We start from the raw sequence: 12,125 nt of genomic DNA on the forward strand, positions 1-12,125 counted from the left end.
ATCATTCCGTATTGAGACATACTAACTAATGAATATTGGAATAGTCCTCGATTATCTGTCTTAAAGTGAATTTCTCCACCTTCAGGTAAAATATCTTCATATATATTTAAGAAAGAAGAATAAGTTAACCTTCTTTTCTCATGACGATTCTTAGGCCATGGATCAGAGAAGTTCAAATATACTCTGCTTACATCTGCTTTCTTGAAAAAATCTCTTAAATCAACCGCATTTACAGGTAGTAGCTTTAAATTTGGAAGATCTGCTTCAATCAATCGATCTAACGCATGCACAATTACACTTTCATAAGCTTCGATTGCTATATAGTTAATGTTTGGATTAGCTTGTGCCATTCCAGTTATGAAACGTCCTTTACCTGTACCAACTTCTATATGAACAGGATTGTCATTTCCAAATAATTCATTCCAACGACCTTTATAATATTCGGGATTTTGCACAACATATTGGGGATGATTTTGTAATTTTTCTTTCGCCCATGGTTTAAATTTAAGACGCATGATGCCACTCCTTATTTAATTTACGTAGAAAACATAACATTACTAGTGATAATTAACAAGTTACTTTTTTTGTAAAGCGCATTGCATATTAATCCTTGTCCAATGACATCCTACAAAAGAAAAGCTCCTTAAAAGGAGCTTTAGCTTTATAAAGTTCAAACTTGTGCTAAGAACTCTCGCTTCAATTCGAAGTCGATACAAGGTTGTTATAAGCAAGAGATTAAGCACCTGTAAGAACCCAATTGGTCCAACTAATGATCAGTGGGGACGATGAATCCCCCACCGATCAAAGATTTACTTTATTAAGAAAGGTTGAATATAAATGCCTCTTTCACAACGAGATCAAGTAACATTATTAAAAGATATACTCAACAATCACCAAAGCGATTGCTGTGGCTCAATAACCGAATGTCAACAAGTAGAGCGACTTGTTACATCTCTTTTAACAAACGGTGAAGTAAACGAACAATTGATTCCCATTCTAAATGAGATTCAGAAGTATAGTCACGGCGGACAATCTTCCGGCGATTTAAATACTCATATTTCATCTCATCAACAACAATTATCAGAATGGGTTAGTAACATAGATACGTTAACTTAATATTGCTTAAGCATCTTATCTAAATAGTTAAACCAATAGTGCATTTCTTCATATCGATGTTTAGATTTATGCCATTGAATGGCAGCAATACTTTGAGCAATCACATACCAAAGCATTCTTTTCTTTAAGAAATCAGTTAGCGTAATACCATACTTAGCGAGCCATGAACTCCATTCATTCTTTGGAATATAAGAATGAAGGAGCATGCCAAGGTCAATAGCAGGATCGGCAATCATGGCTCCATCCCAATCAATAAGAAATAACTGCTCATCCTCTGATAGCAGCCAATTATTATGATTGACATCGCAATGGCATACAACTTCTTCATCACATTTAATATCAGGCAACATTTCAGTTAATACTTGTATTGCCTTTTTTATTTTTTGATCCGAAGAGAGTTCTTCATCTAATGATATTTGTATACTTTCAAGTAGTTGATCTGGCTTTAAAGGCGTTTTCCCCAATCTTTTTAACATTGTTAATAATGGAGCGGATTGATGGATTTTTCGCAAAAGCCTCGCTACTGTTTCTTGTTTCATGTCATTCTGGTCTAATTCTCTACCATTTAACCACCGTTGAGCTGTAATAACATCTCCGCTTTCAAGACGTTTTGTCCAAACGAGTTTTGGAACGATGCCCTCAGCTGATAAAACAGCTAGAAATGGAGACGAATTCCTTTTTAAGAAGAGCTTTTGTTCCTCATTTGTTGCAATGAAGGCTTCTCCAGTTGCACCGCCAGCAGGAATAATCTCCCAATCTTGACCCAGTATATGTTCCAATGTGGTCACCTTCAATTTCATTCAATAGCTAGATTAGCATAGCCATTTTAAGAGAGCTCTATTTCAACATTTATAGTGGTAAAGAGCTAACTAATATAGCTAGACTTCATGAAAAACCGAAAATAGTTCTTCATAAGATGTTCATGTACATTTCTAACGTTTCATATATAGATAAAAAGCATAACATGTTTATGCTGTTTTTCAAACTAAAAAAGACAGCTATTGAGTCTATATTACTTAACAATAGCCATCTCAATTAAATTTTAGTGAAAATTTACTAATACGTCAAGTATATGTGCATAAATACATGTTAGTGAACGGCTACTTACAAAATATTCATATGTCTATATGATGACGCGAACTGCCTTGGGAACAATTTTGGCTGAAATCGTAGAGTATCCAACATGCTCGCCATCTGCTTGAATCGGAACTTCTCCATCAGCCCATATTTGAATTTCATTACAGGTAAAGGACTCAACCCATCTTAGTTTCAAATGCCCTCCCCACGTAACTGTTGCGAATACGAGTAATAACAATAATGATGAAATATTATTTACGATAATAACGTGCATTTTCCCATCTGTTGCTGATGAATTTGGTGATACTTTAATACCTCCACCAAAATAAGGCTGATTTGCTACCACTAAAAACCATACATTCTTATAAGTCCGAATATGACCATCCACTCGTGTTTTCAAATGAAATGTCTTGAAAGTAAACAACATCTTGATAAAAAAATATAAGTACACAAATTTCCCCAAGCCAAACATTTGAAATCGATTCTTCCAATTAGATTCATTTGCTGCTTTAGCGATCGAAGCATCAAAACCTATACCAAGACTATTAATAAAATGTCTTTTCTTACCTTCATACAACAATTGTCCCATATCGATAACGGATGGAGCTTTTTGCTGCAAAATGATAGATAACACTTCTTGAAGACTTGATGTACGTTGAATTCCCCTTATATAATCATTCCCCGATCCAGCAGGCATACAGACAACTATTGCATGGGGGTATTTAACAGCACCATTCATCACTTCATGAATCGTGCCATCCCCCCCGATAGCTACAATGATTGTATTTGTATGCGTTGCTTGAAGAATTTGATTAGTCAGCATGGTGGCATGCCCAGGATATTCTGTTTCATAGACAGTATAAGATAACGCTTGCTGGTTAATTAGCCTTTCAGTCTTCTCCCAAACTTTATTACTTTTTGATGAATGCGGTGAACCATTTTTTATAAAATATATGTGAGGTACTCCTTCATTCTTACTTTTATTCGATATTAGTTTTGAAGTCATTATAATCATTCCATTCTAATCGATGAACAGATGTTGTTTGTGTGTTTTCAAGCAACACATCTGCTCCCTTTAGTTGATGGTGTTTTAATGGCGAACTCAATTTTCTCATGGATTCAAACCAAGGTGTGAAGTTTTTCTTATCCAGTAATACTAAATCATACGAAGCTGCTGGATAATCGATATAACCATTTCGAGAAATAATCGCTTTCTTAATCGGTAAGTCCACCTGATTTAAAGAATATAACTTCTTCACAATCACTTCTGTTCTATGTAATGATATGCTCGGATTAAGCACTCTTTTCTCTTCACGTTGATGATGTCTCCGCACCCAAAACTTTCCGTTTGACCCATCAAATACTGAATCCTCTTCATCCTCTAGAAAACTAATACACCATGTAGCATTAGGCGTTAATACAATCGTTTCTAATTCAACAGGTGCTTTGTTTAGTCGAAAGACGGGTTGATATAATACAAGAAATGTATCCGGAAATCTTTGCAGCAAGAATTTCAATTTCTCATCTACATAGTAATCTTGATCAACTAAAGACTTCTCCCTTACAGTTGACGTAGCCCATTTCATTTGAAATTTAAACATATGATTTAGAAAAGCTATTTTCAATTCATCTATATTTTTCGGCATAAATGTTAACGTTAATTGAAGATCTTTATCTTGATATAGGCGCTCTTCTATCTCGCTTCCTACAGCATCCTTACTTTCTGGCTCCTCTACCTTTTCCTCTACTTCCTTCGGTTGTCGTTTAAACATACTCTTAAATTTCTCGAAAAATCCTGGGTCCTCTTCAAGCCAGTTATCCGGTTCATCTTGAGGAAAGAACTCGTACAATTCCCCATTTTGAAAGGCAGAATTCACTCTCTCCCATTGTTGCTTCTTCAATCTCACGTACTGAGTTGGATATCTATATATTCCTTGTTCATATCTCGAGATATAATCTTGGATTTTAATTAGTTGCCCCATATTCTCACAACCTATTCCCCCTAAAATACTTACATACAGTTAACATAACTCTTATATATATATCGTCTGTATTTCCTGATACTTTGGTACTTTATCCATATGTGTCTCAAAAAGTGACACTCGAGTCAATTGAAAACGAATGCCTTCTTCTAAAATGGCATTACAAGTTAGTAAATCTTCTTCCTTGAAATCGACTTCACTATTATATTTTCGTGCAATTGTAATATGAGGATTAAATGGCTTAGTATCAAGCATATAACCACTTTGCTTACATGTCTCACTAACCTTTTCTTGGAGCGTAAATAACCGTTCTTCATATTGAGGCCCACACCAAAATATACGAGGTTTTTGCTGCTTCCCAAAGACACCAAAATGCGTCAGGCGAAGAGGAAATGCAGACTCATTTTTTATTTGTTCTGAAACCTTCTCCATACAATTTTGCCATTTTTGTTTCTCAGATGCACCTAAAAAAGCTAAAGTTATATGAAAATCTTCTTTATGTACCCATTTTTTGAAATCATATGTATTACGTAAAACGTTTGCCTTGTCATTTAAATATTGTTTCACTTCTACTGGTAACGATATAGCAATGAAATAATTTTTTTCTCTCAAAGTTTTCACCCTCTTGAATCACTCTTTATCGAAATAATGCCATTTACAACCGAACTACTCACTTAATCCTCTTACAAAAATGATAATAAAATGTAAAGATTCACTCAAGTCTCGCATAACCCTAATATAAGAATAGGCAGACCTACCACTTTTATACGCAACCATCTTACAAATTCATAATTCCAAATATTAACAAAACAGCTGATACATTTCGTAAACTGTATCAGCTGTTTTTTCTTATTACAAACAATTACTTCCACATTGCTTTTGGATTTCTTCTTTATAATACGTTTGAAGTTTTTTTGTAATCGGACCAAGAATACCATTACCGATGATCATACCATCCACTTCAACAATGGGTGTTATTTCCGATGTCGTATTCGTCATGAACACTTCATCAGCATTTAATAACTCTTTCACAGTAAACGCTCTTTCTTCACACTTTATATTATGACTCATGCAAGCATGAAGCATAACTTGTCGGACGATACCATTTAATATGAATCGATTAGCTGGATGTGTAATTACTTTTTCATTAACAACAATCGTAATGTTAGAGGCACTCCCCTCTGTTACTGTCCCATTTCGATGCTGTATTGCCTCAAAGCAACCTGCTTCATGTGCACTCTGCCTAGCCAATACATTTCCAAGTAAATTCAAGCTTTTAATATCACAATGCAACCATCGTATATCCTCAACAGTTATTGCTTTCACGCCATTTTCCATAAGTTCAAGTGGTCGTGATAATTCTTTCGTATATGCACTTAACACAGCCGAAACATTTGCAGATGGAAAAAGATGATTACGCGCCGCAACACCTCTTGTCAATTGCATATAAATCATACCCTCCTGCAATTGATTTTCTTCCACTAAACTAGTCAGCATATGATAGATTTGTTTTGATGAATACGGTACTTCCATTTTTACTTTTGAAGCACTTTCAAAGAACCGATAAAGATGTTCTTGACCAGTAAACAAACAACCATTGTAAACACGTATTACCTCGTAAATACCGTCACCAAACTGATAACCTCTATCTTCTAGATCTATTTGCACTTCCATACGATCAACGATTCTTCCTTGCCAGATTACTTTCATTACGAATCCCAACTCCTTTACGTGTTTGTCGGTTCTCATAACTTCATTTGTTATCAAATCGTATTATATGAATGATTCCTAGTACATTATTTAGCTAATCGATAAATTGCTTCAGCATACAAAGCAGTCGCCTTTAACAAATCCTCAATAAACATATATTCGTCTTTTTGGTGCGCTATATCTTCTCGACCTGGAAATAATGGTCCGAATGCTACACCGGCTTCAAGTGAACGAGCATAAGTACCTCCACCAATTGCGAGTAGCTCAGCTTTCTCACCCGTTTGTCCTTCATACACCTCTGATAATGTTTGTACTAAGAAGCTATTAGCATCCACATGATGAGGCCCTGAATGAGAAACAGTACTAATTGTAAAACCTTGTTGCTGTAATACTGTTTCTAATTGTTTTGTTGCATCTTCATAGTTATACGAAACTGGGTAACGTAAATTGACCCCGATTGTTCCACCATCTTGTTCATTGTAATTTACTAAACCAATGTTTAGTGTCACATCACCAGTTGCTTCGTCTTTAAATGCGATATTGAAAGATTCTCCTCTTGAATCATTCCATAAATAGTCGGTAACAAATGTGAAGAAAGCTGTAGCCTGCTGTGATAAATCCATGTTTTTTAAGAAAGCAGCTAAATAAAGACCCGCATTTACACCATTTTTAGGTTCCATGCCATGTGCTGACACACCTTCAATACTAATAGATACACTAGTTCCATTAGCTTGATACGTACCTTTCAAGTTGTGCTCTTCAATAAAAGTTTTAAACGCTTCTTCTAGCTTATTTGATTCAGCAGTAACTTCTAGCACAACCGTTGCTAAATCCGGAACCATATTAAAACGTCTGCCAGATTCGAATTGCTTGACAGTTACTGCACCTGACTGCTCACCATTTGTTGTTGATTGTTTCATATAAAAATCCCAAATACCTTTTTCAGCAAAAATGATTGGAAAATCTGCATCTGGGGCAAATCCTAATTGTGGCATTTCTTCATGTTTGAAGTACGTGTCCACACAACGCCAATCAGATTCTTCATCTGTACCTAAAATCATTCTTACTCTTTTCGATAAAGGTAACTTTAATTCATGTACGATTTTCATTGCATAAAAAGCAGCCATTGTTGGTCCTTTATCATCAAGAGCACCACGAGCATATATCTTTCCATCACGAATATCCGCACTATATGGATCTGTTGTCCAACCATCACCTTCTGGTACAACATCTACGTGACAAAGTATGCCAAGAATATTTTCACCTTGACCCATTTCAATATGACCTGCTAGATGTTCTACATCTTTTGTAATAAAGCCTTCCTCTTTACCTTTACTTAACATGAATTGCAACGCTTCTTGAATGCCTTTTCCAAGCGGTGCATTCGCCGTTCCATTCTCTTCATCTAAGACACTCTTTATTTGTAAGAATGTTTGTGTATCTTTAATTAACGCTTCTTTTCTTTTTAAAACTTCTTCAGTCCAATTAATTTGATTCATTTGAAAACACTCCTTCTTTTCATCATGTAGCTTTTATTCATTTGTTTGTTGTAATTTAATATAAGCTTCCTTACTACAAATTATAAACAACGTATCTTGGTCAGAAATAGGCTTGGATAATTGATTCGTTATATTTAGTTGTTTTTCAGTACCAATTAACATAATACCTTGCTCTGCTAAACTAATATATGCTTCACGGTACGTTGCCCACTTTACATTCGGTCTAATCTTAAATAAATCATCACCTTCACTTTTGCTAAGTAATTGATTAAATAATTGAGTCGTTCCACCAGATAATGCTGCATGAACGGCTAAATAGGAAATGGTTTCATCTGATACTATAAATTCGTCAACGGATACATGGCGGAATAATTCGATATTTCGCTCTTCTAGTACTTCAACTGTGATATGTAAATTCCCTGCATACTTCTCAATAGCTGTAGCAGACATTAAAGAATAGGCATCAGCAAGCTTCGAATCTGTAATTGCATCCTCTGCAAATATAATAACACTTTTTGAATGCGCGACTTTTCCTTTTTGAAGAATTTCAGGATTAGAAGGATCACCTTGTATATAGTGTACACGATGATGATCATATGGCGATTTATCTAAAGGAGCAATTAATACAATAACTATATTTTTATCATGCTCTAATATTTCTTCAATCGCATGTTTAACTTTCCTTGACCACCCGAATATGACAATGTGATCCTTACCATTAAAATTCAATTTTCCTTCCTCCCTTAACTTGCGAAAAATCGATAAACTATCGATTAGCTTACTAATCACAATACCTATTAGTCCAATACCAAATACAAACAAGAATATAGCGTAGATTTTACCTAATACAGTAACTGGATATAAATCACCATAACCAACAGTCGTAACAGTTGTCATCGTCCACCAAAATGCATCAAAATATGTAGCAAAAGTTTCTGGTTCTAACGTTTTCATAACAACTGTGCTAATTAACAATAATGAAATACTTGATATAGCAAGTAGCCAATTATTTAACGAGATGATCTTTCGAAAGACGATATGAAATATAATACGAACTCCTCCTTCTTCCTTTTTCAAAATTAGCTTTGTAAATAATAACTAACTGTTAGTACCGTTACTATAATCAAGATAGCTGGGGATGCTAAATAAAGACAAGCTCGTCTCCTTGCTCGATAAAAAGATTGTCGATTTTCATATTGTTTACTTATAGGATGAGAAAGAATGATATGATCCCATAAATTATTCATCCAAAACAAAATAAAGAACACGAATCCAAACGCAATGATCGCTTTAAATATGAGCGGAGGTACTAAAACAATTGCCACTAGCGTACCACTAATGAGTTGAAAGTAACCGACTAAATAAGAAAAATTACGTGAAATAACTTTAATAAAAACTTCAAAAAAGCCATTCTCTGGTGTACGCTTTGAAAAAATCCTAGCTGAGTTTGTAAACAAAATCGGTCGCTTACGTTTAATAATTTTAGGTTTTTCAATAGAAGGGGAAGCTGTAAAAACTTTATTCATATAACGTAATTTTGCCTCATTTTCACTAACGAATTCTTCTTGAAAATATTTGGTCGATAGCACTCTTGGGCGATGTAAAACCATTGTAATTATAAGGAAAACAACTGAGAAACTGATTGAATAAACAAGCTCGTATATTCTATTGGCTTCAAAAAATATCATAATAAGTAAAAGAAGGAAGAGAAGGACGGAATACACCTTGCCAATCCAACGATCTTTTACCGAAAACATCACTGTTTTAACGGAAAGTAATAACATATGTAAAGCAATAAAAAAACTAAAAAAGCTAATAATTTCACCTGTAGAAAGGGAAAATTCAAAAACAAAAAACGGAAGTAAAACGATTACAAATATTCCGATTTTTAAAAAAGATTTTAGGGCAGAAAAAGATAGTGACCATTTCTTCATGGCAATAAACTTCCTTGTATGTTGAATTAAATACATACCATCAACCTCTTGCACAAATGTTCGAAAGCTACCCGTCCAACACAGTATGTAAGCAATAATAGCCGCTAGCCTTAACGATAAAAAAGTACTCCAATTAGGCAACTCACTCCACCAGGAACGATATATAATCACTCCCGCTATCGTAAAAGGAACGATAATATACAACATAACTGTCCAATCAGCTACAGATTTTATAATGCCATATTGATATAAATAATCTCTTTTCACTCGATCACAAAAAATACGAAAACTACTCATCGTGTTCACCTGATGTTATAGCGTGAAAACATTCAAATAATGAGGCTTGAGGAAGATGACATTTTTGTTGAAAATCTTCCAATGTACCAGAGGCTGCTAAATTCCCTTGATCGATTAGAAGAAAACGATCACAAATTTTTTCAGCAGTATCTAGCACATGCGTACACATTAAAATCCCAACGCCACGTTCTTTCTCATGTTCAATTAATTCTAGTAATAACTTAGTCGCAATTGGATCTAACCCAATAAATGGCTCATCGATGATAAGCACGGCTGGTTCCGTCATTAAAGCTAATATAATCATTGCTTTTTGCTGCATACCTTTGGAATACGTAGCAGGAAGCTCATGAACATGCTTTAACATCTTGAATTGTTCCAGTAAAGGTGTAATACGCTCCCAAACGATATTATCAGGAATCTCTTCAACTGCTGCTAAAAAATCGATGTGTTCTTGAAGTGTTAATTCGTCATAAAACACAGGTCGTTCAGGAATATAAGACATGAGAACATCTGTTTCTTTCTTAATTTCTCCTTCACAGAAAGGAAGTAGCTGTTGTATACCTTTAATTGTAGTACTCTTTCCAGCCCCATTAGCACCTATCAAACCAATCAATTCACTTTTCTCGACAGAAAAATGAATGTTACGTATCATCGCTTCATCTTTCACGTATCCTGCTTCCTTTATATTTACTGATAATAAACTCATTAAACTTCATCTCCTCTCTTGATATTACGATAACAAGGAGTAAATGTTACATTTTTTGAAAACAAGCACAAAAAATATATACCATCGATATCCAAAACATAGAACCAAAATATTGACTATAAAATATACTAAAATATCAAATGATAAATAAACGATAACATAAAAATCCTCTTTCTAAATACGTTCCAACTGCTCTTTCACTTTAAAAAACACCCATAGTTTTCTATCCTTAATCCACCGCAATGTCTGAGATAAAGTGTTATTAAAATAAGTATTAAATATTGTAAATACAAGGTATATTTCGTTTATTAATAACCATAAAATAATAAGTAAGAAAGGGTTTTATGATAAAATATCTCAATTAGATGGATTTTTGATCTTTATAACGTTAAAATAAAAGTGTAAAAAAGAGAAACACCTTATGGTGAATACTCTTTAAAATAATCCGCATAGGGAAAAGGAGATGTGTAATTTCAAAAACACAATGCTTTATTCTTAGCAGTTTGTAGTTGTTGTAGTTTTGTCACTTGCAATTGGCACTAAACGGGAATGTCCGACAGTATGCTATTGATTTAAGAAAGTGAGACTTCATTCCTGTAGACTAATAAGATATAAGGAGTGGTTTTTTGAAACCTTCTACGAATAGGATGCTAACCCGAATTAAATCAGTTTATATGTTTATTAAACAGAACGGGACAGTAACTACTCAAGATCTTGTCGAAGAATTTGGCAGCACTCCTCGTACTATTCAACGCGATTTAAATGTCCTTGCCTATAATGACTTAGTAACAAGTCCAAGCCGAGGGCAGTGGAAAGCCACAAATAAAAAAATTAGATTGTCCTCTTAGGAACTAAACAAATAGAACGACCTCAATGAATATGGATATAAAAAAAGACCAAGCATTCCACTGCTTGGCCTTTTTCTGTTTGTCTAGCTTACTATGTATAGCGCAAAACGAACATAATCTTATCTGTTATTCATTTTGATAGTTCATTAAAGCTTCTAATTCTTCATCTGTAAGCTCTCGATATTCACCCAATTCTAACGTTTCATCAAGATGCAAGTTAGCCATTGTTAGACGTTTTAAGTAAGTAACTTTCTTATCTACCGCTTCAAACATTCTTTTCACTTGATGAAATTTTCCTTCTGTAATTGTTAGCTTTATATCAGATGTTGGCCCTGATTTTAAAATTTCTAGTTCTCCAGGCTTCGTTTCGTATCCATCATCAAGTGTTACACCATTGCGAAAAGCAATAACATCATCTTCCGTTACTTCTCCCTTAATTACTGAGAAATACGTTTTTGGTACATGTTTCTTCGGAGATAATAGACGATGTGCTAACTGCCCATCATTTGTTAACAATAATAATCCCTCGGTATCTTTATCAAGTCGCCCTACAGGAAATGGTGCAAAGACATGATCTTCCTCTTCAAGTATATCAAGTACTGTTTCTTGACGATCATCTTCTGTTGCTGAAAGAAGGCCTTGTGGTTTATTCATCATTAAATAGATAAACTCTCGGTACTCCACTTCTTCACCGTGAACCATAATAACTTGTTGTTCAGGATCAACATGCTGTTTAGCATCCTTCACCATTACTCCGTCCACCTTTACGGCTCCAGATTTTAACAACTTCTTTACTTCTTTTCGTGTACCAAATCCAATGTTGGCTAACATTTTATCTATTCTCATTGCACTTCAACCTTCCTTCATATGTATGTGAAGAAACCTTGCCTTTAGAGACAAGGTTTTTTTAAATAAGATAAGAAAGTATATCATTTTACTCGGTGTCTAGCTCCAGC

13 protein-coding genes are annotated in these 12,125 nt (G+C 34.6%); 2 read left to right on the forward strand and 11 right to left on the reverse strand.

Annotated features, from left to right (window positions below; translation table 11 throughout):
• Nucleotides 1–515: tRNA (guanosine(46)-N7)-methyltransferase TrmB (gene trmB, locus V7014_RS16725; protein ID WP_335508576.1), on the reverse strand; the 515-nt coding region annotated here is incomplete at its 3' end.
• Nucleotides 516–837: 322 nt separating this feature from the next.
• On the opposite strand from trmB, the gene V7014_RS16730 reads away from it, so the two are divergent.
• On the forward strand, nt 838–1,116 hold the full coding sequence (locus V7014_RS16730; RefSeq protein ID WP_335508577.1) for a YtzH-like family protein: 279 nt from the start codon (nt 838–840) through the stop codon (nt 1,114–1,116).
• On the opposite strand, the gene V7014_RS16735 is transcribed toward V7014_RS16730, so the two are convergent.
• The 9 genes from V7014_RS16735 to V7014_RS16775 form a co-directional block, all read right to left on the reverse strand.
• Nucleotides 1,113–1,895, reverse strand: coding sequence for a phosphotransferase family protein (locus V7014_RS16735; protein WP_335508578.1), 783 nt, complete (start codon nt 1,893–1,895; stop codon nt 1,113–1,115). The two genes, V7014_RS16730 and V7014_RS16735, sit on opposite strands and share 4 nt — an antisense overlap.
• Nucleotides 1,896–2,239: 344 nt before the next feature.
• Entirely contained in the window at nt 2,240–3,199 is a 960-nt protein-coding gene (locus V7014_RS16740) for a diacylglycerol/lipid kinase family protein (RefSeq protein ID WP_335508579.1), read from the reverse strand.
• Nucleotides 3,174–4,100 (reverse strand): NERD domain-containing protein, encoded by a 927-nt coding sequence (locus V7014_RS16745; RefSeq protein ID WP_335508588.1) that lies wholly within the window; start codon nt 4,098–4,100, stop codon nt 3,174–3,176. The genes V7014_RS16740 and V7014_RS16745 overlap by 26 nt, the downstream gene beginning before the upstream one ends.
• 126 nt (nt 4,101–4,226) lie before the next feature.
• Nucleotides 4,227–4,787 carry an RNA 2',3'-cyclic phosphodiesterase gene (thpR, locus tag V7014_RS16750; protein WP_335508580.1) on the reverse strand — a complete coding sequence of 187 codons (561 nt, stop codon included), beginning with the start codon at nt 4,785–4,787 and terminating at the stop codon, nt 4,227–4,229.
• A gap of 240 nt (nt 4,788–5,027) precedes the next feature.
• Nucleotides 5,028–5,885 (reverse strand): D-amino-acid transaminase, encoded by an 858-nt coding sequence (gene dat, locus V7014_RS16755; protein WP_335508581.1) that lies wholly within the window; start codon nt 5,883–5,885, stop codon nt 5,028–5,030.
• Between the two features lie 86 nt (nt 5,886–5,971).
• A complete protein-coding gene (pepV, locus tag V7014_RS16760; RefSeq protein WP_335508582.1) occupies nt 5,972–7,384 on the reverse strand; it encodes a dipeptidase PepV in 1,413 nt (470 codons plus the stop codon).
• Between the two features lie 33 nt (nt 7,385–7,417).
• Nucleotides 7,418–8,461, reverse strand: a complete 1,044-nt coding sequence (locus V7014_RS16765) for a potassium channel family protein (RefSeq protein ID WP_335508583.1) — start codon at nt 8,459–8,461, stop codon at nt 7,418–7,420.
• Between the two features lie 2 nt (nt 8,462–8,463).
• On the reverse strand, nt 8,464–9,615 hold the full coding sequence (locus V7014_RS16770; protein WP_335508584.1) for an ABC transporter permease: 1,152 nt from the start codon (nt 9,613–9,615) through the stop codon (nt 8,464–8,466).
• Nucleotides 9,608–10,321, reverse strand: a complete 714-nt coding sequence (locus V7014_RS16775; RefSeq protein ID WP_335508585.1) for an ABC transporter ATP-binding protein — start codon at nt 10,319–10,321, stop codon at nt 9,608–9,610. Before V7014_RS16775 ends, V7014_RS16770 begins: the two co-directional genes overlap by 8 nt.
• 626 nt (nt 10,322–10,947) lie before the next feature.
• Between V7014_RS16775 and V7014_RS16780 the strand changes: the two genes are divergently transcribed.
• Entirely contained in the window at nt 10,948–11,169 is a 222-nt protein-coding gene (locus tag V7014_RS16780; RefSeq protein WP_335508586.1) for a DeoR family transcriptional regulator, read from the forward strand.
• A gap of 126 nt (nt 11,170–11,295) precedes the next feature.
• Here V7014_RS16780 and V7014_RS16785 read toward each other — a convergent pair whose 3' ends face one another.
• Entirely contained in the window at nt 11,296–12,015 is a 720-nt protein-coding gene (locus V7014_RS16785) for a pseudouridine synthase (RefSeq protein ID WP_335508587.1), read from the reverse strand.
• Nucleotides 12,016–12,125 lie beyond the last annotated feature (110 nt).

It is taken from the genome of Bacillus sp. JJ722 (genome assembly GCF_036963345.1).
In the GTDB taxonomy this organism is placed as follows: Bacteria; Bacillota; Bacilli; order Bacillales; family DSM-1321; genus Bacillus_AD.

Bases quoted from the DNA above. Each gene is read 5' to 3' on its own strand.
- V7014_RS16730 (WP_335508577.1), top strand. From the start codon at position 838: ATGCCTCTTTCACAACGAGATCAAGTAACATTATTAAAAGATATACTC.
- V7014_RS16740 (WP_335508579.1), bottom strand. From the start codon at position 3,199: ATGACTTCAAAACTAATATCGAATAAAAGTAAGAATGAAGGAGTACCT.
- dat (WP_335508581.1), bottom strand. From the start codon at position 5,885: ATGAAAGTAATCTGGCAAGGAAGAATCGTTGATCGTATGGAAGTGCAA.
- pepV (WP_335508582.1), bottom strand. From the start codon at position 7,384: ATGAATCAAATTAATTGGACTGAAGAAGTTTTAAAAAGAAAAGAAGCG.
- V7014_RS16770 (WP_335508584.1), bottom strand. From the start codon at position 9,615: ATGAGTAGTTTTCGTATTTTTTGTGATCGAGTGAAAAGAGATTATTTA.
- V7014_RS16775 (WP_335508585.1), bottom strand. From the start codon at position 10,321: ATGAGTTTATTATCAGTAAATATAAAGGAAGCAGGATACGTGAAAGAT.
- V7014_RS16785 (WP_335508587.1), bottom strand. From the start codon at position 12,015: ATGAGAATAGATAAAATGTTAGCCAACATTGGATTTGGTACACGAAAA.